Here is a 23,095-nt window from a genome sequence, read left to right as displayed (position 1 = left end):
GTTGTTTGCCTTATTCATTTGAACTTGGACTTACATCAACTCCATAGGCTATCACCGTAGAACTTACGGCTAATTGGTTAAAACCTTAGTTGCATGATTTAAAATATTAATGCTCGCATTCACATCACGGTCATGGCTTGTCTTGCAGTTAGGGCAAGTCCAATATCTGACAGCCAGTGTCAAATCTGCTTTATCCATGATAAAACCACAACATGAACAGGTTTTACTTGATGGATAAAATCTATCTACCGCTTTGATAATTTTGCCCCATTGGTTCGCTTTATAAATCAGTTGTCTTTTAAATTCGTAAAAACCTAAATCATTAATCGCACGGCTAAGTTTTTTATTCTTTACCATGCCTTTTACATTTAGGTTTTCAAGGCAAATGGTATCAAATCTTTTTACCAAATGAGTGGTCAGTTTGTGCAAAAAGTCTTTTCTGATATTGCTGATTTTAAAGTGTAGCCGTGATAGCTTGGTTTTTGCCTTTTCACGGTTTTTAGAGCCTTTTTGTTTTCTTGATAAACTTTTATTCAATCGTCTTAGTTGTTTGAGTTTGTTTTTTAATGGTTTTGGTGCTTGGATTTTTTCACCATTTGACAAGGTGGCAAGGTCTGTTATTCCTAAATCAATACCAACTTGTTTGTCTGTTTTGGGTTGTGGTTTGATGATGTCTTGTAATTCAACGGCAACCGATACAAACCATTTTTCGCCTTGTTTAAAGATTTTGGCGGATAGGATTTTGCCTTGTAAACGCAAGTTTTCACGCATTTTAACCCAGCCTAAATTAGGGATTTTTATGCGTTTGCTGTCTATTCTAAGTTGGTCGTTGGATAAGCTAAATCTGTCATTTACGCCTTTTTTGCGAAATTGTGGGTATTTGCTTTCACCTTTAAAAAAGCGTTTGAATGCGTCTCCTAGTTGCATGATGGCAAGTTGTGGGCTACATTTGGTTACTTCGAGCATAAAGGGGAATTTTTCACGTTTTATGGCGTTAAGTTGTTTTCTTAATTTGCCTTGACTAGGCTGGTTAAGCTGGTTTTTGTCAATTTCTATGCCATTTTTCAAGCATTCATCACGATAAGTTTTATCGGCTTGGTATTGTTTTTGCCAATTATCTAACGCCCAGTTATAGGCAAGACGAGCCACACCACAAGCCTTTGCAAAATAGGTGGCTTGTTTGTCAGTTGGGTCTAGGGCGATGATGTGTCCACGTATTAGGGTCATTCTAGTACTTATCGTAACGCCTGTGTTCGGCAACAAGCATGCCACTTTTGTCCCATCTGCGTAATGTTGAGATAGATATGCCAAGTTGTTTTGATGCTTCGTTGATACTAATTAATCTGTTCATTTGGATATTATAAAGTAGATTTGGTTATATTTCAAGAAGCAGTTTCAAACCCCACCTTTTTTAACATACTTTTTATGCGTTCCTCGCCTTTATCCCCCAAATCGCCACCAACGCCAACACCAAAAACACACTCGCCCCAAGATACAGATTATCTTTGGCAAAACCCAAGTCCAACAATTTCCCTGCCAAAATCGGCGAACTAATCGCCCCAATTCGTCCCACGCCAATCGCCACGCCCACGCCTGTACTTCTAAAATCGGTTTCGTATAAAGTCGGATTGATGGTATAAAGCCCTGTAATACAGCCGTTCATCATCGCCCCAACAAGCACCGCAAACACCAAAGCCACCGCCAAAGAAGGACTTGCGATAAAGCCGACAATAGCAAGGCTTGAGCCGAAAATATACGCCATCAGCATTTTTTTGGCGGTTAATTTCCCCACCATCATGCCAAACACCAGCGACCCTACCGTACCGCCCAATGAGATTGCCATGCCGACAATTTGGCTTTTGGATTTTTCAAGTCCAGACGCTTCCAAAAGGGCAGGTGTCCACGAACTGATAAAATAAAATGATGCTGAAATGACAATAAAGGCAAGCCAAATGAGTAGTGTATTTTTGCGAAAATTGGGTTCAAAAAGTCGCAAAATCGCCAGTGATTGTTGATTTTGAGTTGAATTTTGTTCATGATGTTCGGTGTTTGGCAATTGCCAATCGCCTTGTTTGCCGATTTTTTGGGCGATTTTTTGTAATTTTGCTAAGGCATGGTTTGGGCGTTTTGAATGCAAAAAATCCACCGATTCTGGCAAATACACACACAAGGCAATGAGTGCCAACGTCGTCAAAACCGCTCCTGTCAAAAATACCGAACGATAGCCAAATTCCGCCTGCAACATCACCGCCGACAATCCGCCAAGCATCGCCCCAATGCCAAAACCGCACGCATAAATGGCAATCGCAAGCCCACGCCATTTTTGGTTGCTGTATTCGCTGACAATGACGTTGGTACACGGCAAAATTCCGCCCACGCCAATGCCTGTAACCACTCGCCAAAAACCAATCGTTTCAAGACTGTGCGAAAAATAAGTCATTAGCATTCCCACCGCAGACAAGGCAGTGGCAAGAATTAAAAGCGGTCGTCTGCCAAATTTATCAGCAAATGGAGCAAGCCCCACCGAGCCAATCGCCATGCCGATAAACCCTGCACTCATGAGCGAACCAATCGCCACACCATCAAGCCCAAGCTCGGCTTGAATGCTTTTGGCGGTAAAGGCGATGGTAAGCACGTCAAAGCCGTCTAGCATATTGAGCATGACGGCAAGGGCGACAATCAGCCATTGATAGGCGGACATGGGGATGCTACCGATGGCGTGTTGTAGGTTGGTTTGTGGCGAATGGGTTTGGGCAGAATTGTTCATAATACGTTAAATATAAAAAAATTTAGCGTATTATGAAAAGTTATGCGTGATTTGACAAACGGTGAATTTTCAAGATACATTGAAAAAAATTCAACATTAAAAAATTAACCGTGAAAAATGATAAAGAAAACGCCTTATTCAAAACAAGACGTTTGTTAAAAATAATAAAAATTAATCTGAGTAAAAATTAATAACTGGCTTGCAAATTTGGCATTTTACCAGACACACTCAACGCCACCCACGCAGGTCCAATGAGCAAAAATTGCAAATCTTCAAAAAAAGACGGCTTTGCCCCTTCAATCTTATGTCCGATAAACTGACCAATCCAAGCAATCACAAAAATCGCCAGCCACACCCAAATATTCACAGGTAAAAAATGAACAAGTGTCATGCAAATCACCATAAACACCATCATAGCGACAAATAATGACGTGGATAATCGTAGATAAAACCATAACATACCGACCGCAACCACAGCCATCAACGCATAATGAACATTCATCAAAAATGCCACAATCGTGAGAAAAATTACAGGCACGCAGACAAAATGGATTTTTTTGTTGGCAACATTGCGGTGGCTGACTGCATAATCAGCAAGCCAACTTTCTAGGCTTTTTTGGCTTTTTAATAGGCTCATGATAAATTTCTTTTTTTGGGTGAAGCATTATTTACTGCTAATTTAGCATAAATGAAGCAAAAATAAAAGTTGATTTCATGCAATTTTTTAACAGGTAAATCAAAAAAAATACAAACAAAAAATAAAAAAACACTTGCAAAAATTAAAAATAACCAAGGCTCTAGACTATCAAGAACTAAAAAACTCACTTAATCAAATCCCATAAATGGCGTTGTAATTCATTCAAATCTTTATTCCAACGCCACCTTGCGAAACGGTGTTTCTCATCTTTTAAGTGAAGTTCAAAATTGGCGGTTACACCATTAAATTTGGCAAGCCTTCTTTTAGTAAAACTCCAAAAGCTCTCAATGCCATTAATATGACAATTACCGTGTGCAAACTTATTTTTACTGTGGTTTACCCTAAAATGCTTATCATAACCAACATCAACTAAGCCATTATCGCCACGAAAGCCTCTGAATAAATAATGCTATTCGCATCAACCCTACCTAGTATCAATGCTTGTAGCGTGCCTTTTTTGCAATCTGGTACAATTTTTAGTATAAACCCTACCATCACGCTCAAAGATACCAAAAACAGGTTGTTTAAGTTTACCATGAAAACCACGTTGGCGTTTTGCTCCAAAATAGCTTTCATCAAGTTCTATTTCACCGTATAATAAGCGTTTTTGATTAACTTGATAGTCATATATTTCTTGACGAAAGATATTATACCATCGGTTGATGGTGTTGCGATTTAATTCAAGTAAAATCGCTGTTTTTGTAGCATCTATATCAGTGCAAAAGAATTTTATGATTTTTTTGACTTTACAGATGCTTAACTTACTGTTATATTTCATGTTTCTAGTCTAGCATGGGTTGTGTTGCTAGTCTAGAGCCTAATCAATTAAGCATTAACCAATCAAATTATCCATCTAATTTAGAAAAATTAAAAAATATTAATTCACTTTTGAAAAATCATTGGTTTGAAATTCGTTCATTGAGTTTTGAAGAATTAACACAACAATGAAAAATCATAAATAAGTAGACAGACAAAATGAAAATAATTTTAATCCGTCATGGCGATGCAGGGGCGTACACGCACCCAGACAGCGAACGCAATTTATCCGAACTTGGCAAACGTCAAGCCAACCAAACCGCTGAATGGCTAAAAGGTTACGCAGAAAAAAACGGCTCGCCTGACCTATTTATCTCAAGCCCTTACAACCGAGCGGTGCAAACTTGCCAAATTATCAAACAAAAATTTGCTAATGTAGAACACATTATTTTTGATAAAATCACCCCATATGACGATGCCAAACTTGCCATTGATGGCTTAAGTGATTTGTTAGAAAATATTGCTGATAATGCTACCGTTGTCATTGTTTGCCATATGAATATCATTGCTTATATGGCAAGTATTTTGACAGGTGAACCACCGTATAGCTTTAGCCTTGCCGAAGCTCGTGTGTTTGAAATGCCTGTGGTCGCTGATGGTTTGGCAACCCAAATCGCTCAGTTTATTCCCCATTAATCGCACTGTTTTTTTGACAAAAAAATGGTAAAATGTACGAACAATACAAAAACAGGGATAAACAATGCAAGCTACCATTCAAATTGATGATAACTTACTGCAAAAAGCTCAACAATATACCAATATTAAAGAACAATCCACACTGATTCGTGAAGCCTTAACTGCTTTAATACAGCGTGAAAGTGCCAAAACATTGGCAAAAATGGTCGGTACAGAACCAAATTTAACCCAAATACCAAGAAGACATTATGATGATTTTAGTTGATATATCTGTTTGGGTGGATTTTTTGCGTTATGATGATGAACAACTGGCTCAACTTTTGGAATTTTGGCAAGTTATGACACATTCTTTTGTAATAACTGAATTGGCTTTAGGTAGTTTAAAAAATCGTGAAAAATTTTTAAAAAATTTAGACAACTTGCCAAAAGCAATGATTTATCAAGATGATATTAATGCTTTTATTAAACAAAATAATCTGTATAGTTTGGGAATTGGTTTTGTTGATGTGCATTTGTTGGCAAGCTGTCAAATAATGGGTATCAAACTTTGGACTAAAGAGAAAAGATTGGCAAATATCGCTACCAAACTTGGACTTTCTATGATAAGCATACACTAAATAAGAAGGCAAAACCTGTGATACATATTTGGTTATCAAATCCGCACGCACCCCTCCGCATTTGGCAAGACACCAGCCAATCATGGCAAATTGCCGAAAACTGGCAAGAAGTCGCTACGCTCGTCAATCTACAAAACCCAAAAGACAAATCCGCTTGCCTATACTTTCCCAGTATGTATGTGCTACATACCAAGCCTGCCCTTGCCCCAAATCAGCTAAAAGCCTTAGGCGACAGCGGTCGGCGGTATCTATTTGAAGACATCAGTATCGCAAGCATTGACGATTTACAAGTCAAACAAACCGAACAAAACCACCTATACGCCCTACACCGCTCTGATGGCGATACGTGGGTACAGTCGGCAAGCCTTGCAGGGGTGTCGGTGGTGGCGTTATTGCCTGATTTTTTGTTGTTAAATGCCTTGTTAGCAGACGACCATACGCCCAGTTTTTACCAAGATAAAACCACACAATTGTTGTTAATTGACAACAGCTTTGGCACAGCGGTTACGGATATAGGTTTAACTTATCATGAGTTAAAACAACAAGATACAACGATTGACAAGTTAAATTTAACAGGACAAATCGGCGAAAAAACGCTACAAACCTTGGATTTATTAACCGATTTAACGTATGAATCACAAAAAACGTTGCCAAAACCGATAGCAAACCCAACTCGCCATGCGTTAAATTTTGCCATTATCAAACAACAAAGCAAATTTCCGCCTTATTTAAAAGTGATTTCTGCGGTGGCGATTTTTGCTATTGTCTTATCATTTGTGATTGATGGCTTACGGATTTATCATTATCAAAAAGCCACTTTACAAACCAAAGAACAAATAAAACTGCAATATAGTCAATGGTTTCCCAATGAAACATTTAATAATCGCTTAAATATTGAACGTCTATTATCAGGAAAACTTATCAATCAAACGGGCGATACCACAGGCTCAAATGTGCTTACGGTCATGACGAGTATTCAGCCTGTTTTGCAACAGCACCAAATCACCGCCAAACAGCTCAATTTTCAAAACAATCAATTACAACTGCAACTTATTGCCCAAAATAACGACAGCCTAAATCAAGCCATCAATGCGTTAAACACGCAAGGCATACAGGCAAAGCTTGGCACAATCACGCCAAGCGAGCAAGGGGCGTTGGCGGTGGTAGAGATTACATTGGCTTAAGGATTTTTATGAAAAAAATGCAACCTTCTTTGGATATCACGCCAATGACCCAAAAATTCGCCCAATTACCCCGCCGTGACCAAATGGCATTACTTGGCTTAGCGGTGTTTTTGGTGTTGTTTGTGTTTGGTTTTGGTGGTTGGGAATTGCACCAAAAAGCCAATACCGCCCAAAAAAACTATAACCAAGCGACCAATGATTTGTTTTGGTTACGCAGTCAATCGGCAAATATCAACCCCAATCAAAGCCAATCTACCACCACCGCCGACAGCGTGCGACAAGTGTTGGCACAGTCTGGGGTTAATGCCCAAGTTAGCGAAAATGGCGACACCATTCAAGTGAATTTTAGCCACAGTCAAGGGGCGGTGATTAACAATGTTTTTAATCAAATTAGCCAACAAGGTTTTACCATTAAACAATTACAAATCAATCAAGCCACGCCACAAAATTTGGAAGTGCAAAGCGTTTTAAGTCGTTGATGTTAATGATAACAATAAAAAAGGGTGTATCGCTACCCCCTTTTTTTGTCAAAAATCCAACTTATTTTTGTACCCATTGACGGATTTTTTCTCGTTCTTCTGGACTTGCTTTTAACCACAATTGCATAAACTGGTCAAGCGTATCGGTTGATTGTGCAGTTGGAGCAGTTGCCAATGCAGGCACGACATTTGGCGATTTGCCATCTAGGGCTGAGATGGCTTGTTGATTGGCTTGAACTGCTTTGTTACCGCCACCAAACACACCGCTCAACGCATTGCCTAATCCTGAAAAAATGCTTGAGCCGTCTGACGCAGTCGCTTGTTGGCTTGCCAATGTTTTACCGCTTTGGGTAATGGCAAGGGTTGGCTGTTTGGCGTATTCTTTGGCTTGTTGGTAATTTTCTGGTTGATTTGACATCACCAATTTATAGCTTTGATTGTCCGCCAGCTCTACAGGTAAGCTGATATTGCTTGAACGCAACACATCATGATTGTCGCCATGTAACTCATACAAACGGTTATATTTTGCGGTGATAACGTGCTTGCCCGCTTCTAGGGTAAACTGGCGTTTTGGTTCGGTAAATAGCCCATTTTTTACTTCTTGACCGTTAATCGCCGTTACAATGGTATTTGCACCAACATTTAAAGTTACTTGTGCCATTGCCGACATGCTACAACCTGCCAATACTGACAATAACATCGCTTTTTGTAAAATTTTCATAATAACTCCCATTAAAAAACCTAATTAAAAATCCAGAAATGATTCGGATTCATCAAAATCAAACTCTCTAACCTCGTACATCAAGGTTTGTTCATCAATGATTTTGGTGGCTTCTTGGATTTTGGCTTTGGTAATATTGCGTTCCAAATTTGAAAAAACGGGCTGTAAATGCTGTAAAATTCCCAACATCGCACCAATTCGTTGCGGACCTTTTGCCAATAAATGTTCAATAATTCGGCTATCAAAATGCCAATTCCGCCGTTTTAACACAGATGCCAAAATCAGCTCTCTATCCAATCTATCACTGCCTGTCGGTAGCTGAAAGGTAGGCGACTTTGCCAAACGAGATAACAAATCTTTTAACTCAAAATTAAGCTGATTAATCGGTTTATGACTGGCAAAAATCAACGTATGCCCAAGCTCATGGCTTAAGTTAATCAGGTGAAAAACGCCCTCTTGCCATGCAAAATTGCCCTCAATGCTATCAATATCATCAATGGCAATCACGTCCATACTCTCAAGCGAGCTTAGCACGATGGGGTCAGCGGTTAGTAAATCTTTTAACGACAAATAAATCACCGATTTGCCAATCTCACGAAATGATTCGCAAATCGCTGATAATAAATGGGTTTTTCCAGTGTCCGTATCGCCATACAAATAAATCTGCGAAATCAAGCCAATATGAAGCTGTCGCACGCTGTCAATAATACTCGTCCAGCCTGGTCCTGAAAAATCGCTAAGGCTAGCGTCCTGTTTGATATCTAAGTCAAGGCTAAGTTGTTGCTCTGACATTCAAAAACCCTGTAAAAAATAAAAAATAGAAATTGACCTATTATAACCAAATTTTTGTAAAATGATACAACAAATTCACCACAAACACAAAAAAAGCGAGATTATCCAATGATAATGTCGCCTTTTTTGGTTGTGATATCAATTCAATATTTTGTTAATGATTAACCTCAACAATTAATCCAAATAAGCATTGTACATCCACATCAATTTTTCTTGGGCTTGCACATAACCTGTCAAAATATCGGCTGTGCCTTGGTCTTCCACGCTTTCAGCCAATTCAATCACTTCACGTTGTTTGGCGATTAGCACACTTAACCCTGTCAATAAGCCTTGCACACAGGCACGACCGTCAAACACATTTTTGTCTTCTTTGATACTAGATACTTTGACAAAGTCGCTGTACGCATGGCTTGGCGTGCCTTTAAGTGTCAAAATACGCTCGGCTATTTCGTCAATTTGTAATTGTAATTCGGTGTACAATTCTTCAAATTTGACGTGCAAAGTAAAAAAGTCAGCACCTTTTACATTCCAATGATAGCCACGCATATTCATATAAAAAATGTGGTAGTTGGCTAACAAGGTATTGAGTTGATCAATAATTTTTGATAAATCTTTTGTGTCTAAACCAATGCTTGCTTTTTTTGAAACTGCCATTTTACACCTCTTTTGTTTTTAAATTGAGTTTTGAGTAAATAATTACATTTTAACGCTTTTTATTGATTTGTAAAATAAATAAAATTTATATTTATGTTTTATTTTGCAAATCATTTCGTTTCTATCAAACGAATTTGATACCAAATACTATAGCAAATTTTTGCCAAAATTTTGTTATTTTTTGTGTTTTTACAATTTTTTAAAATTTTGGCGAAATTTTATTTAACATTTGGGTCAGGAAAATATTGGTCGGTTGCTTTGTTATTTAGGTTAAAGCCTTGTACACCAACTGTCTCTTGTAAATGATGGCGAAGCGTTTCAATCGGAAATTTTTGTTTTTCAAGGCGTTTTGGCACAATCTGCGTGCCTTGTTGCCCTTGCACTTCAAACATCATGATGATGTAATCAGGCGTTTCTTGCCAGTTAGTAACGCTGTCCCACTTGATGATGGCTTGTTGCTGACCTGCACTGCGAATAAGTGGCTGATTAAAGCCTTTTGGCGGTTTTGGGGCGTTCGGTGCAGGTAGGCTCATCACCAGTCCATGTTGCTGAATACCGATTTTCATTTTTTTGACTTCATCAGGCATGGTTTGGCTTGCCATTTGTTTTTCAAATTCTTTTTTGACATACCATTTTAGCCCAAGCGTGCGAGCGAGCAAAAACACCACCACGCCAACGAGCATTAGCCAAAAAATAATCGTAGAATAATTATGAATAAAAATAATCCCTAAAATCGCAATTGCCACCACAACACCGACAATCGCCCACGCTTTTGGGCTGATTTTGGTGAGTTGTTGATTATTGCTGTCAAAAATTTGTTGTTGGGCTTGGCGAAATTCGTTTTCGGTTAGGTTTAAATCTACAGGTTGCAAGGTATAAGGATAAAGTGCCATAAAAAACCATCAAAATATCAAAAGTTTAAAAGGCTTATATTACCTTGCTTTTTGACAAAAATAAACCAAACTTTGTATTTTTTCAAAATTTTTTTAAAAAATTGGGGCGAAACGGTGAAAATTTGGCGTAATCTTGTTATGATAGGCAATATTTTTTTTCACAACAATATTTTTCAAACGAGAAAGAGAGCGATTATGATTGATACCAAATTATTGCGATTTGACCTTGATGTGGTTGAACAAAAACTTGCCAAACGTGGCGTAACGCTGGACAAAGCCTTTTGGCAAGATATAGAAGAAAAACGCAAAGCCATTCAAGTCAAAACCGAAGAATTGCAAGCCCAAAAAAATGCAGGGGCAAAAAAAGTCGGTGAAATGAAACGCAACGGCGAAAATACCGATGAATTGATGGCACAAATGCAAACCATCAGTAATAATATGAAACAAGCCGAAGATGAACTCAAAACCTTGCAAGACACCATTTTGCAAGCGTCTTTAGCAATGCCAAACTTGCCTGATGACAGCGTACCTGCGGGCAATGATGAAAATGACAATGTAGAAATCCGCAAATGGGGAACGCCACGCACGTTTGATTTTGATATCAAAGACCATTCTGATTTGGGCGAAGCGTTGGGATTGTTGGATTTTGAGCTTGCTAGCAAATTGACAGGTTCACGCTTTAGCACATTAAAAGGTCAGCTTGCCAAACTTAACCGTGCGTTGGTACATTTTATGTTAAACACGCATTTGGAGCGTGGTTATACCGAAATGTATGTGCCGTATATGGTGAATGCCGACAGTTTGCAAGGTACAGGGCAGTTGCCAAAGTTTGAAGAAGATTTGTTCAAATTGCGTGGTGAAAAAGACTATTATCTGATTCCAACGTCAGAAGTTCCGCTAACCAATACGGTGCGTGATACCATTTTAAACGATAACGATTTGCCAATTAAACTCACCGCTCACACGCCTTGTTTTCGCAGTGAAGCAGGTTCAGCAGGGCGTGATACTCGTGGTCTAATTCGCCAACATCAGTTTGAAAAAGTGGAAATGGTGCAAATCGTCCACCCTGATAAATCAATGGACGCATTAGAAGAAATGACCGCACAAGCCGAATTTGTGCTACAACAACTGGGCTTGCCGTATCGTGTCATTGTGCTGTGTGGCGGTGATATGGGCTTTAGTGCCGTCAAAACTTATGACATTGAAGTGTGGCTACCTAGCCAAGATACTTATCGTGAAATCTCTAGCTGTTCAAACTGTGGCGACTTTCAGGCTCGCCGTATGCAAGCTCGCTTTAAAACCAAAGACAGCAAAAAAACCGAACTGGTTCATACGCTAAACGGCTCTGGGCTTGCGGTCGGTCGCACCTTGCTTGCGATTATGGAAAATTACCAAAATGCGGACGGTACAATTACCGTGCCAGAAGTGTTACGTCCATATATGGGCTGTGATGTAATTGGTTAATCATCACACCGTTTGTCCTTGAAAATCAGCAAATGGCAATTTCTTTTAACAAAAGTATGCCATTTGCTTTTAATTTTTGTTACAATACAAATTAAACTTGGTTATTTTTTATTTCTTAAAAATATTAATTTGTATTGTAATTAAAATTAACAATGGATTCGTCATGAAACGTATCGTCTTAACAACTTCAACGTCCTGTTTGGACTATCTTAATGTCAACCACAACATCCGCTCTATTCATCAACATTTAACCATCAATAACGTCAGTTTTTTGGACGGTCATAATATTTCCATTGATAAATTACAAAAAATGATTTGGGAACATAGCAACACCACCATGTCCACAGCCCCCGCAAGTGATGCCGAAGTTTTACAAATTTTACATGAATTAAATGCCCAAAACTACGATGAAGTACTCATTATCACCCACTCAGCACGCCTAAGCCAAAGTTTTGAAATGATAAGCCGTGTCAAAGACCAATTTTTAGCCAATACCCAAACCGCCATGAAAATTTGGGTTTTGGATTCAAAGCAAGTCAATTTTGCCCAAGGCATTATGGCTTTAGACGCCAATGAAATGTTTTTAAACGGTCAATCCATTTCCGAAATTGAACAACATTTGACTTTATTAAACAATCATCATCAAGCGTTATTTGTGGTAGACGATTTGAGTTATTTGATAAAAAGTAAACGTTTATCTGCCCCTGCAGGTTTGTTTGCCAATTTATTTGACATCAAGCCCATGTTAGAAATCCAAAAAGATGGCAAAATTGAAGCCGTACAAAAGGTAAGAAAAATAGAGCGAGCCATTCAATTTATGGTTGATGGCATTGGTGATTTGGTTGGTGATAAATATTGCTTGCCTTATCTATTAAATGCTGGCAATCCCAATTTGGTGGAATACACCAAGCAAGTCATTCATGATAGACTTGGTTTGGACAATGTGTTGGTAACGCCTGTTTCACCGACATCAGTAGCAACGCATGGGACTAATACCGTTGGATTTGGTGTGTTTGTTAAATATATTCCAAACTCTGGACACTTGTTTCAACATCAATAAATCAAAAAAGGCAATTTATCAAAAATTGCCTTTTTGTTTTATGAATAATTTTTTTAAAAAATTAGTTCATTTTACGACCTTTTTTTGCACCGATTGACAAACGTAAACTGTTCAAACGGATAAAGCCTTCAGCGTGTTTTTGGTTGTAAGAACCTGCATCATCTTCAAATGTTGAGATTTTGCTGTCAAATAGCGATTTTTCAGAATCACGACCGACCACAATTACGTTGCCTTTGTACAGTTTTAAACGTACCAAACCATCAACATCTTTTTGGCTTTCGTCAATCAACGCTTGCAACATTTTGCGTTCTGGACTCCACCAGTAGCCGTTGTAGATAATTTCGGCATAGCGTGGCATTAGCTCGTCTTTTAGGTGAGCGGCTTCACGGTCAAGCGTGATAGATTCAATGGCTCGGTGGGCTTTTAGCATGATTGTGCCTGCTGGGGTTTCGTAGCAGCCACGAGATTTCATGCCGACATAGCGGTTTTCCACGATGTCAAGGCGGCCGATACCGTGTTTTCCGCCAAGCTCGTTTAATTTAATCATGACTTCATGCGGTTTCATCGTTTTGCCATTCACCGCCACAATATCGCCTGCTTTATAGGTCAATTCAATGTATTCTGGGGTGTCAGGGGCTTGTTCTGGGCTGACCGACCAACGCCACATAGATTCTTCGGCTTCGGTCAATGGGTCTTCTAACACGCCACCTTCATACGAAATGTGCAATAAATTTGCGTCCATTGAGTACGGTGATTTTTTCTTGCTTGATGAAAAATCAATCGGAATATTATGCTCTTCGGCATATTTCATCAAGGTTTCACGGCTGGTCAAATCCCAAATACGCCAAGGGGCAATGGTTTTGATATTTGGGTCTAATGCATCAACACCTAACTCAAAACGCACTTGGTCGTTGCCTTTGCCTGTCGCACCGTGCGAAACCGCATCAGCGTTGTGTTCTTTGGCGATTTCGGCTAAACGTTTGGCAATCAACGGACGAGCGATTGACGTACCTAGCAGATATTCACCTTCATAAATGGCATTGGCACGGAACATAGGGAACACAAAATCACGAGCAAATTCTTCACGCAAATCTTCAATATGAATGTGTTTTACGCCCATTGCTTCGGCTTTGGCACGAGCAGGTTCAACTTCTTCGCCTTGCCCCAAATCCGCAGTAAAGGTGATAACTTCAGCGTTGTAGGTTTCTTGCAACCATTTTAAAATCACCGATGTGTCCAAACCGCCAGAATAGGCAAGGACGATTTTTTTGATGTCGTTTGACGCATTATTTGACATAAATTTTCTCCGAGTTTTTGTTAAAAAAATGATTAAAATAATAGAACGATTGTAACCTAATTTTTATCAAAATATAAGTTAAAAAGCATAAAATTTAAAAAATAATCATTGGCATAAATATAACTTTTTATTATCATTTTTATTTTGTCAAAAATTTTTGTTAAAAAACCATCAATACGACATAAAATGTCGCTTTATTTTACGTTTTGTAAAAAAAATCTGTTTTAGTTATGTTGTTTTTTTGCCAAAACTGGTATCATTTCACCTTTATTTTTGCAAAATTTTATTGAAAACAATAAGTAGCACGACCATGACTGAACAAATCCAAACCCTAACCATCACCGCTCCAGACGACTGGCATATTCATTTACGAGACAATGACGCACTAAAAACCACCGTTCCCCACGTTGCGAGCCAATTTCGCCGTGCGATTTGTATGCCGAATCTTGTCCCACCTGTCAAAACTACCCAAGATGCCATCGCCTACCGTGAGCGGATTTTGGCAAACGTGCCGACCGATAGCATTAGCCAACAGTTTGAGCCGTTGATGGTGCTGTATCTGACCGAAAATTTAACGCCACAAGATATTCAAGATGCGGTAGATTCTGGCGTGGTAAAAGCGGTAAAACTCTACCCAGCAGGGGCGACTACCAACTCAGCAGACGGCGTTACCAATATTAACAACTGCACCGATGTATTCGCCAAAATGGAAAGTATCGGCTTACCATTGCTGGTGCATGGCGAAGTGACGCACAATCATGTGGATATCTTTGACCGTGAAAAACGCTTTATTGATGAAGTTTTGACGCATTTAATTGTTAAATTTCCTAAACTAAAAATCGTGTTTGAACACATTACTACAAGCGATGCGGCGGATTTTGTCATTTCTCAAAGCAAAAACATAGCTGCAACGATTACGCCACAACATTTGTTGTTTAATCGCAATCATTTGCTAGTCGGCGGGGTAAAACCGCATTTTTACTGTTTGCCAATTCTCAAACGTCAAAGTCATCAAGAAGTATTGTTAGACGTGGCGACCAGTGGCAATCCGAAGTTTTTTATCGGTACGGATTCTGCCCCACATGCCACGCACACCAAAGAAAATGCGTGCGGTTGTGCGGGTTGTTATTCTGCTCCGTTTGCGTTATCACTGTACGCTCAAGCGTTTGACAGTGTTGGAAAATTGGAAAATTTGGAAAACTTTACCAGTATTAATGGGGCAAAATTTTATGGTTTGCCTGTGAATAGCGATAAGGTTACGCTTGTGCGTGAGTCATGGCAAGTGCCTGAAAATTATGAATATGTGGGTAATAAAACTTTAACACCACTGATGGCAGGGCAAATGTTGGATTGGAAAGTGTTGCCGTTTGGGTTTGCTGTTTAATTTTTATTAAAAATAAATAAAAGGTGAATGATGTTAAACTTAAAATATATAGCAGTTGGACTAGGATTGTTGGCTTTACCCACATTTTTACCTAATTTGGCAACCGCCCAAACTGCAACGTCAAAAGCAATGCCAATGACAACTAGTACAACCGAAAAAGGTCCTGCTTTTTGTCAAGGTATCAGCAAACGCATGAAAGCAGTCAACACCAAAACTACCATTGACAACATTCACCAAATCAATCAAGATTTGAAATACTGCGTAAAATCTGCCGATAACAAACAACTGTTAATTTGGGTAAATCAGCATAGCGAAATGTACGATAAATTCACTTCATTGCCTATTGTCGATGTCGAAACCGATAATGACGAAGGCGAAGATTTATACGTTTTGGCAGATGATTATTACAAACATGGCAAAGCCAATCTCAAAGGTTACAAAAATTTAAGCCCAAGAGCCAAATATCTTGCCCAATTACTTGGCAACTCTGAAATTATTTTATATAACGAAGGTGAAGGCTATTTTTCGCTTTGGTATCAACTCAAAACAACAGTTGATATTTTTGCCCCTTATCTGCATGACGACCAAGCGACTTATCTTAAGCGTATTGCTAAAGACGCCCAAGAAGCATTTTTTAACGATGCAGGTATCACTTGGCACTATGATGACATCATTGAAACGATTGTTTTTTGGGAAAATTTTAACAAAAAATACCCAAACAGTGCATTAAAATCATCGGCAAATCAGTTGGGTATCTTTTATCAATATCAGCTATTTTTTGGTTCGGACAATACGCAATGGACAGATGATGATATCACAACAATGTATGATAAAAAGGATTTAATCAGCTTACAAAAAGTTGCCAAAATGCCTAATAGTCCATTTGTTAAAAATGCAAAAACCTATTTGGCATTTTTACAAATGAGCCAAAGTGAGCGTGATAAAAACTATCCTGTGAATAAACTTGATGAAGACGATACGCCAAAACAAACTTGGCAAATTGCTCGTGAACAGTTAAAAAAAGCCTTATACCCATTAGTGAATAAATATAATAATGATAAGGCGGTCGCAGATAATTGTTTAAATTTTTTATCAATTTGTCCGTTAAATAAATAATCCCATAAAACTATAAATGAGTTATATCAAATGACAGATGAAATGTCTTTAACAACACCTAATATTTCCACCAAAATCTCTGGGCGATTTCGCCATTATCTGCCTGTGGTGGTGGACGTGGAAACCGCAGGTTTTAACGCCAAAACGGATGCTTTACTTGAAATCGCCTGTATTCCCATTCTTATGGACGATGACGGCAAATTTTATGCAGGTGAAGCGGTAAACGCCCATATTGAGCCGTTTGCAGGGGCGAATTTGGAACAGCGAGCGTTGGAATTTACAGGCATTAACCCTGATAATCCCATGCGAAAAGCGATTGCTGAAGATGAAAAAACCGCCATGAAACGCATTTTTAAACACCTAAAAACGGTGCGACAACAGACCCAATGCACCAAATGTATTTTGGTGGGGCATAACGCCCATTTTGATTTGGGATTTTTGAATGCGATTATTGAGCGTACGCATACCAAAAATCAAAGTCAATTTCATCAGTTTTCGGTGCTTGATACGGTTACCTTGTCAGCGTTGGCGTTTGGGCAGACAGTGTTGGCTCGTGCGTGTCAGTTTGCGGGCATTGAGTTTAGCGGTAGTGAAGCCCATTCCGCTCTGTATGATACACAAAAAACGGCAGAATTGTTTTGTCATATTTTGAACAATTATCCCATGCTTGTGCCGAATTTTATCAATAAAAATGATGATGATGAAAATTTGACAAGTGAGTAAAAATTGAGTATTTTTAGGATTAATCTAATGGCTAAAAAATTTAGTGTTTTAGAAGAAAAAATGTCAGAAACTTAAATCAAACAATCTGATAAAGTTTATCAACAAATGGTTGCCGAAATTGAAAACCAAACATTTGAACCTGATATTATCTGGTGCAATGTTAGCAGGGTCAATGACTTACATTCGTAAAGCCCACCAAGCCGAAAACCATATCACAAATAAGGATATTGCCATTTTTCCGCTTATGGGTTTAGTTAGCGTTGGCGGTGTGTTGGCGTTATTGTTGCCGATGTTCATATTTGATTTTGGTAAAATTTTACCAAAAAACTTAATAGAAGTTGGCTTGATTATCGCTTATGGAGCGATTGGACAATGTTTGGCGTGGGGGCTGATTGCGTATAGTATTCCACGTTTGTCGCTGGCTTTGACAGGTTTGTTATTATTAAGCGAACCTGTTGTTGCCTTGTTGATTGATTATTTTTATTTAAATAAAAATATCGTGAGCGTGCAATGGCTTGGGGCGTGTTTAACTATGTTTGCGATTTATTTGGGGTCGGCAAATGCCAAAAAATCGCATTAAACATTGCCATAAATTTCTAAATGATGGGCAAATTTTTTACAATTTATCAGCCAATCAATATTTACTATAATTGTAAATTGGACATAAATCTGGTCTTAATGATTGGATAGTGTTTAACTTTTGATATATTTCAAACATAAAAAAAGCCGATTTTACAATCAGCTTTTCATTTCTCAATCATCTTGTTTTTTATCTAACTTCACACCCAACATATCCAACAACGCCGACATACTGGCGGATATGGTAATATTTGGATTGGTAACTAAACCAAGATAACGTTGCATCTCTAGCGGTTTTTCCATATGCACAGGCTGTAAATCCGCACTGATAAGCGTCTGTGGCAATACCGACCAACCAAGCCCCACCGACACCAACATACGGATAGACTCAAGCGGATTGGTACTCATGGTCGCATACGGTTTTAGGTTATGTTTGGCAAATTCTGACAGCGTAATTTGACTGGTAAAAGTATTTGCCGCAGGCAAAATCGCAGGATAATTGGCAAGTTGTTCAAGCGTAACATTCATTTTTTGGGCAAGTGGCGACAGCGTTCCAGTTACAAAATGCAATGGGTCAGACCAAAGGGTATGATAGTTTAAACGCTTATCATACACAGGTGGCAAGGTCAAGAATGCCATGGACAAATCACCGTCTAACACTGCTTTGTGTGCTTCTTCGCTGTCCACAAAATGCACTTCTAGTTGCACCGTTGGGTAATTTTGGATAAACTGTTGCAACACCGCAGGCAAATGGTGCAGACCGATATGATGGCTCGTGCCAATCACCAATTTGCCAGATACTGACTGCTGACGGCTTTTTAGGTTGATTTTTAGATTATCATAATCATCAAGCCAGCGTTTGGCGTGTGGCATCAAATCGTGTGCTGCTTGCGTTGGGATAATGCCCCGCCCCACCGTGTCAAATAGCGTTACGTTAAACTCATCTTCCAAATTTTTGATACGTTTGCTGACGGCAGGTTGCGTGATAAAGAGTTTATCCGCCGCTTGGGAAATACTGCCTGTCTGCATAACTGCCAAAAAGGTGTTGAGATTGGTGGTATTCATACTATATCCTTAAAAAACGCTTAAAAAACACAGATTTTGCCAAAAAAAATCAATTTTTACATAAATAAAAGTTTTTAACTTAAAAAAATACATTAAATATTATTATATAGAAGTTCCACATAAACTCAAGTTTTTTTACCAACTTTAACAATAATTCCCAAAAGTTTTTTAAAATATAAAAATCATCAATTAAATTTATCAAAATTTTCTGTTATAATGCCACTATCTTGTTTTTTTAACCATTTTATTTTAAAGTATATCTTAAAATATTTAACAAAATTAAGGAAATACCCAATGGCAAATAGCACAACAGGCAAAACCCTTTACGACAAACTTTGGCAAGACCACTTAGTATTACAGCGTGATGACGGCTCAAGTTTGATTTATATTGACCGTCATTTGTTGCACGAAGTGACTAGCCCACAAGCCTTTGAAGGTTTGGAGTTGGCAAATCGTCAGCCTTGGCGTTTGTCTGCCAATGTGGCAACGCCAGACCACAACGTGCCAACTGTGAGCAAAGAACGCTCAGAAGGTGTCAGCGGTATCAAAGACGAAACGTCTCGTATTCAAGTCAAAACCTTAGACGAAAACTGCCAAAAATTTAACATCACCGAATTTACAATTAATGATGTGCGTCAAGGCATTGTTCACGTTGTCAGCCCTGAACAAGGGCTTGTATTACCAGGTATGACGGTGGTTTGTGGTGATAGCCATACCGCTACGCATGGGGCGTTGGGCTGTTTGGCTCATGGCATTGGCACGTCTGAAGTTGAACACGTTTTAGCCACGCAATGCCTTGTGCAAAAGAAAATGAAAAATATGCTGATTAAAGTCAATGGCAAATTGGGGGCAGGGGTTACGCCAAAAGATGTGGTGCTTGCCATCATTGCCAAAATCGGCACGGCAGGCGGTACAGGCCATGCGATGGAATTTGGTGGACAAGTGTTTGCCGACATGAGCATGGAAGGTCGCATGACGGTGTGTAATATGGCGATTGAAGCAGGGGCAAGGGTCGGCATGGTGGCGGTGGACGATACCACGATTGAATACGTCAAGGGTCGCCCTTATGCCCCAACAGGCGAAAATTGGGACAAAGCGGTCGCCTACTGGAAAACCTTGCATTCAGACGCTGATGCGGTGTTTGATACGGTCATTGAGATGGACGGTAGTGAGATTGCTCCACAAGTGTCTTGGGGAACATCGCCTGAGATGGTGGTGGATATCACCCAAACCGTGCCAACGCTTGACATGGCAAAAGATGACGTACAAAAAAATGCGTGGACTCGTGCCTATGAATACATGGGGCTAAACGCAGGACAAGCCATTGGTGATATTAAACTTGACCGTATTTTTATCGGTTCTTGCACCAACTCACGCATTGAAGATTTGCGTTCGGCGGCAGATGTAATCAAAGGTCGCAAAGTTGCCGATACGGTCAAAGAAGCCATTGTGGTGGCAGGTTCTGGACTTGTCAAACAACAAGCAGAGCAAGAAGGACTTGATAAAATCTTTACTGATGCAGGCTTTGAATGGCGTGAACCGGGCTGTTCGATGTGCCTTGCGATGAATGCTGATAAATTGCAACCCAAAGAGCATTGTGCCAGCACTTCTAACCGAAACTTTGAAGGTCGTCAAGGTAATGGCGGTCGTACGCATTTGGTGTCTCCTGCGATGGCGGCAGCGGCGGCGATTGCAGGGCATTTTGTGGATGTGAGAAGTTTTTAAGGAGAATAACATGAAAAAATACACCACCGAACAGGGCATCGTTGCCCCACTAGACCGCTCAAATGTGGATACCGATTTGATTATTCCAAAGCAGTTTTTAAAATCCATCAAACGCACAGGTTTTGGCGTAAATCTGTTTGACGAACTTCGCTATATGGACGAAGGCTATTTGGGTCAAGACAATCACAAACGCCCAAAAAACCCCGATTTTGTGCTAAATCAGCCACGCTATCAAGGAGCAAGCATTTTGCTGGCTCGTGAAAATTTTGGCTGTGGCTCAAGCCGTGAACACGCCCCTTGGGCATTGGAAGAATATGGCTTTCGCACGGTGATTGCCCCAAGTTTTGCTGATATTTTCTTTAACAACTGCTTTAAAAATGGTATGTTGCCTGTGATTTTAAGCGAGGCGGACGTTGATGAATTATTCAACGAATGTTTTGCCAACGAAGGCTATCAATTAACCATTGATTTGCCAAATCAAAAGGTGATTTCGCCAAGTGGCAAAGAATACGGCTTTGAGGTTGATGCGTTTCGTAAGCATTGTTTGCTAAATGGTTTGGACGATATTGGTTTGACTTTGCAAAATCGTGATGCGATTGAAGCTTTTGAAAATAAAGTTAAAGTTGAACGTTCGTGGAATTTTAAAGATTTGGCTTAATTTATTAAGAGATTATAATATGAAAAAAAATTATTTATTGTATTTGCTTTTCTTATAATTTCTTTGCCTAGCTATGCTAATGATTTTTTGTATCCTAATATAACGAAACACACTTCAAAAGCTATTACTGTAAAAGGCAAGATAGAACTTGGTTGCGGTGGTTCTAATGGGACTTATTGCTATATTGTTAATTCTAAAGAAAAATATTATATGCTTGATTATGGTCGTGATTTACCATATGAGAAAGTAGATTTTTTAAATACTTTAGAAGAGTACAAAAGCTGTGTGTCTGTGAAAAGCACTTTATCTCCGAAAAAACTTGGTGTATTTTATCAATTTGATAATAGATATGCTATTGAGTTTAATCGTTATTAAGTTAATAAAATATCAGTTTATTTTGTAATAAAAGTAATAATAGATTAGTTATAACCATATCTAATTTTATTTATAAAATATGGTGAATGTACCGAAAATATATTTATTTGAATTACTAAGGAAAAAACTTATGTCAAAACTTATCGCAGTTTTAAAAGGCGACGGCATTGGACCAGAAATCATCGGTCAAGCCGTCAAAGTATTGGACAAGCTGATTGAACAAGGCTTAGACGCACGTTATGAATACGCAAGTCTAGGCGGTTCGGCTTATGACGAACACGGCTCGCCATATCCAGCCGTTACGCAAGAGCTTTGCAAAAAAGCCGATGCCGTGCTACTTGGTGCAGTTGGTTCGCCACAATATGACAACCTTGACCGCCCATTACGCCCTGAACGTGGACTGCTTGCCATTCGTAAGGACTTGAATTTGTTTGCAAATTTGCGTCCTGCGATTTTGTACAAAGAACTTGCCAACGCATCAACGCTAAAGCCTGAAGTGGTGGCAGGGCTTGACGTTTTAATCGTGCGTGAATTGACAGGTGATATTTATTTTGGTGAACCACGTGGCATTCGCACGCTAGAAAATGGCGAAAAAGAAGGCTTTAACACCATGAAATACAGCGAATCAGAAATCCGCCGTATCGCTCATGTGGCGTTCCAATCTGCCCAAAAACGTAATAAAAAACTCTGCTCGGTAGATAAAGCCAACGTGTTAGAAACCACCGAACTTTGGAAACAAATTTTTAGCGAAATTGCCAGCGAATATCCAGATGTGGAACTTAGCCATATGTATGTGGATAACTGTGCCATGCAACTGGTTAAAGCTCCAAAACAGTTTGACGTGATTGCGACAGGCAATATTTTTGGTGATATTTTGAGCGACCAAGCGTCTATGCTGACAGGGTCAATCGGTATGTTGCCATCGGCAAGCCTTGATGAAAATGGCAAAGGCTTGTATGAGCCATCGCACGGCTCTGCTCCAGACATTGCAGGACAAGACAAAGCCAATCCACTTGCGACCATTTTGTCACTTGCGATGTTGCTCCGCTATAGTTTAAATGATGAAACTCGTGCCAAACAAGTGGAAAATGCGGTGCAAAAAGTGCTTGAACAAGGCTTGCGTACAGGCGACATTTATGAAGATGGCACAACGTTGGTTTCTTGCTCACAAATGGGGCAAGCGGTGGTTGATGCGTTGTAATTTTTAACCAATTCAAAAAGTAAAAAAACCGTCATTTTTGGCGGTTTTTTGTTTGATAATTTTAACAAACTGCAAAATACATATCAATATCCATACTCATTCGCATTTTTGCAAGTTTTATTAGACTATCCTTATCAATGGTAAATTGATAGCTATCAGGCATTATTTATACCTTTTTAGATTAAATTTGCC

At 39.2% G+C, this 23,095-nt stretch carries 25 protein-coding genes and 1 pseudogene; 15 read left to right on the top strand and 11 right to left on the bottom strand.

The window, feature by feature from the left end; translation table 11 throughout:
• Nucleotides 1-69: 69 nt before the first annotated feature.
• From ACGTJS_RS00415 to ACGTJS_RS00395, 5 genes and pseudogenes are all read right to left on the bottom strand, one after another.
• Nucleotides 70-1,227, bottom strand: a complete 1,158-nt coding sequence (locus tag ACGTJS_RS00415) for an RNA-guided endonuclease InsQ/TnpB family protein (protein ID WP_410472466.1) — start codon at nt 1,225-1,227, stop codon at nt 70-72.
• Between the two features lies 1 nt (nt 1,228).
• On the bottom strand, nt 1,229-1,351 hold the full coding sequence (locus ACGTJS_RS00410) for a MerR family DNA-binding transcriptional regulator (protein WP_410472465.1): 123 nt from the start codon (nt 1,349-1,351) through the stop codon (nt 1,229-1,231).
• Between the two features lie 72 nt (nt 1,352-1,423).
• Nucleotides 1,424-2,767: an MFS transporter gene (locus ACGTJS_RS00405; RefSeq protein WP_410472464.1), complete on the bottom strand. Its 1,344-nt coding sequence runs from the start codon at nt 2,765-2,767 to the stop codon at nt 1,424-1,426.
• Nucleotides 2,768-2,954: 187 nt separating this feature from the next.
• Nucleotides 2,955-3,404, bottom strand: a complete 450-nt coding sequence (locus ACGTJS_RS00400) for a DUF962 domain-containing protein (protein ID WP_315044296.1) — start codon at nt 3,402-3,404, stop codon at nt 2,955-2,957.
• Between the two features lie 184 nt (nt 3,405-3,588).
• Nucleotides 3,589-4,242 (bottom strand): annotated as a pseudogene (locus ACGTJS_RS00395) (IS1595 family transposase).
• A 197-nt stretch (nt 4,243-4,439) separates the two neighbouring features.
• On the opposite strand from ACGTJS_RS00395, the gene sixA reads away from it, so the two are divergent.
• The 5 genes from sixA to gspM all read left to right on the top strand — a co-directional run bounded on the left by sixA (nt 4,440) and on the right by gspM (nt 7,196).
• Nucleotides 4,440-4,916 carry a phosphohistidine phosphatase SixA gene (sixA, locus tag ACGTJS_RS00390; protein ID WP_410472463.1) on the top strand — a complete coding sequence of 159 codons (477 nt, stop codon included), beginning with the start codon at nt 4,440-4,442 and terminating at the stop codon, nt 4,914-4,916.
• A 64-nt stretch (nt 4,917-4,980) separates the two neighbouring features.
• A complete protein-coding gene (locus ACGTJS_RS00385) occupies nt 4,981-5,181 on the top strand; it encodes a type II toxin-antitoxin system VapB family antitoxin (protein ID WP_315043227.1) in 201 nt (66 codons plus the stop codon).
• A 22-nt stretch (nt 5,182-5,203) separates the two neighbouring features.
• Nucleotides 5,204-5,533: a hypothetical protein gene (locus ACGTJS_RS00380; protein WP_410472462.1), complete on the top strand. Its 330-nt coding sequence runs from the start codon at nt 5,204-5,206 to the stop codon at nt 5,531-5,533.
• A 17-nt stretch (nt 5,534-5,550) separates the two neighbouring features.
• Nucleotides 5,551-6,717, top strand: a complete 1,167-nt coding sequence (locus tag ACGTJS_RS00375) for a GspL/Epsl periplasmic domain-containing protein (RefSeq protein ID WP_315043225.1) — start codon at nt 5,551-5,553, stop codon at nt 6,715-6,717.
• 8 nt (nt 6,718-6,725) lie between these two features.
• The gene (gene gspM / locus ACGTJS_RS00370) at nt 6,726-7,196 is read left to right on the top strand and encodes a type II secretion system protein GspM (protein ID WP_315043224.1); all 471 of its coding nucleotides are present in this window, start codon (nt 6,726-6,728) and stop codon (nt 7,194-7,196) included.
• 61 nt (nt 7,197-7,257) lie between these two features.
• Here the strand turns inward: gspM and ACGTJS_RS00365 are convergent, their stop codons facing one another.
• The 4 genes from ACGTJS_RS00365 to ACGTJS_RS00350 form a co-directional block, all read right to left on the bottom strand.
• On the bottom strand, nt 7,258-7,917 hold the full coding sequence (locus tag ACGTJS_RS00365; RefSeq protein WP_410472461.1) for a DUF2057 family protein: 660 nt from the start codon (nt 7,915-7,917) through the stop codon (nt 7,258-7,260).
• Between the two features lie 24 nt (nt 7,918-7,941).
• On the bottom strand, nt 7,942-8,709 hold the full coding sequence (locus tag ACGTJS_RS00360) for a DnaA ATPase domain-containing protein (RefSeq protein WP_410472460.1): 768 nt from the start codon (nt 8,707-8,709) through the stop codon (nt 7,942-7,944).
• A gap of 174 nt (nt 8,710-8,883) precedes the next feature.
• Nucleotides 8,884-9,363 (bottom strand): Dps family protein, encoded by a 480-nt coding sequence (locus ACGTJS_RS00355; RefSeq protein ID WP_410472459.1) that lies wholly within the window; start codon nt 9,361-9,363, stop codon nt 8,884-8,886.
• 218 nt (nt 9,364-9,581) lie between these two features.
• Nucleotides 9,582-10,256 (bottom strand): YcxB family protein, encoded by a 675-nt coding sequence (locus tag ACGTJS_RS00350; protein WP_410472458.1) that lies wholly within the window; start codon nt 10,254-10,256, stop codon nt 9,582-9,584.
• 195 nt (nt 10,257-10,451) lie between these two features.
• On the opposite strand from ACGTJS_RS00350, the gene serS reads away from it, so the two are divergent.
• Nucleotides 10,452-11,720 (top strand): serine--tRNA ligase, encoded by a 1,269-nt coding sequence (gene serS / locus ACGTJS_RS00345; RefSeq protein ID WP_410472457.1) that lies wholly within the window; start codon nt 10,452-10,454, stop codon nt 11,718-11,720.
• 163 nt (nt 11,721-11,883) lie between these two features.
• On the top strand, nt 11,884-12,780 hold the full coding sequence (locus ACGTJS_RS00340) for a DegV family protein (RefSeq protein WP_410472456.1): 897 nt from the start codon (nt 11,884-11,886) through the stop codon (nt 12,778-12,780).
• A 61-nt stretch (nt 12,781-12,841) separates the two neighbouring features.
• Here the strand turns inward: ACGTJS_RS00340 and ACGTJS_RS00335 are convergent, their stop codons facing one another.
• The gene (locus ACGTJS_RS00335) at nt 12,842-14,077 is read right to left on the bottom strand and encodes an argininosuccinate synthase (RefSeq protein WP_410472455.1); all 1,236 of its coding nucleotides are present in this window, start codon (nt 14,075-14,077) and stop codon (nt 12,842-12,844) included.
• 310 nt (nt 14,078-14,387) lie between these two features.
• Between ACGTJS_RS00335 and pyrC the strand changes: the two genes are divergently transcribed.
• The 4 genes from pyrC (at nt 14,388) to ACGTJS_RS00315 (ending at nt 17,880) form a co-directional block, all read left to right on the top strand.
• Nucleotides 14,388-15,461: a dihydroorotase gene (pyrC, locus tag ACGTJS_RS00330; RefSeq protein WP_315043216.1), complete on the top strand. Its 1,074-nt coding sequence runs from the start codon at nt 14,388-14,390 to the stop codon at nt 15,459-15,461.
• 30 nt (nt 15,462-15,491) lie between these two features.
• The gene (locus ACGTJS_RS00325; protein ID WP_410472454.1) at nt 15,492-16,577 is read left to right on the top strand and encodes a hypothetical protein; all 1,086 of its coding nucleotides are present in this window, start codon (nt 15,492-15,494) and stop codon (nt 16,575-16,577) included.
• 42 nt (nt 16,578-16,619) lie between these two features.
• Nucleotides 16,620-17,300 carry a ribonuclease T gene (gene rnt, locus ACGTJS_RS00320; RefSeq protein ID WP_410473294.1) on the top strand — a complete coding sequence of 227 codons (681 nt, stop codon included), beginning with the start codon at nt 16,620-16,622 and terminating at the stop codon, nt 17,298-17,300.
• Between the two features lie 109 nt (nt 17,301-17,409).
• On the top strand, nt 17,410-17,880 hold the full coding sequence (locus tag ACGTJS_RS00315; RefSeq protein WP_315043918.1) for an EamA family transporter: 471 nt from the start codon (nt 17,410-17,412) through the stop codon (nt 17,878-17,880).
• A gap of 173 nt (nt 17,881-18,053) precedes the next feature.
• On the opposite strand, the gene ACGTJS_RS00310 is transcribed toward ACGTJS_RS00315, so the two are convergent.
• Complete coding sequence (locus ACGTJS_RS00310; RefSeq protein WP_315043916.1) at nt 18,054-18,944, bottom strand: LysR family transcriptional regulator; 891 nt, start codon at nt 18,942-18,944, stop codon at nt 18,054-18,056.
• A 294-nt stretch (nt 18,945-19,238) separates the two neighbouring features.
• Between ACGTJS_RS00310 and leuC the strand changes: the two genes are divergently transcribed.
• From leuC to leuB, 4 genes are all read left to right on the top strand, one after another.
• Entirely contained in the window at nt 19,239-20,669 is a 1,431-nt protein-coding gene (gene leuC / locus ACGTJS_RS00305) for a 3-isopropylmalate dehydratase large subunit (RefSeq protein WP_410472453.1), read from the top strand.
• Nucleotides 20,670-20,679: 10 nt separating this feature from the next.
• Nucleotides 20,680-21,327, top strand: coding sequence for a 3-isopropylmalate dehydratase small subunit (gene leuD, locus ACGTJS_RS00300; RefSeq protein WP_315043912.1), 648 nt, complete (start codon nt 20,680-20,682; stop codon nt 21,325-21,327).
• Nucleotides 21,328-21,390: 63 nt separating this feature from the next.
• Entirely contained in the window at nt 21,391-21,702 is a 312-nt protein-coding gene (locus ACGTJS_RS00295) for a hypothetical protein (protein ID WP_315043910.1), read from the top strand.
• Nucleotides 21,703-21,832: 130 nt separating this feature from the next.
• Nucleotides 21,833-22,903 carry a 3-isopropylmalate dehydrogenase gene (leuB, locus tag ACGTJS_RS00290; RefSeq protein WP_315043908.1) on the top strand — a complete coding sequence of 357 codons (1,071 nt, stop codon included), beginning with the start codon at nt 21,833-21,835 and terminating at the stop codon, nt 22,901-22,903.
• The last annotated feature ends 192 nt before the right edge of the window (nt 22,904-23,095 follow it).

The organism is Faucicola mancuniensis (assembly GCF_046523945.1).
In the GTDB taxonomy this organism is placed as follows: Bacteria; Pseudomonadota; Gammaproteobacteria; order Pseudomonadales; family Moraxellaceae; genus Faucicola; species Faucicola mancuniensis.
This window is presented reverse-complemented; position numbering and strand designations above follow the sequence as displayed.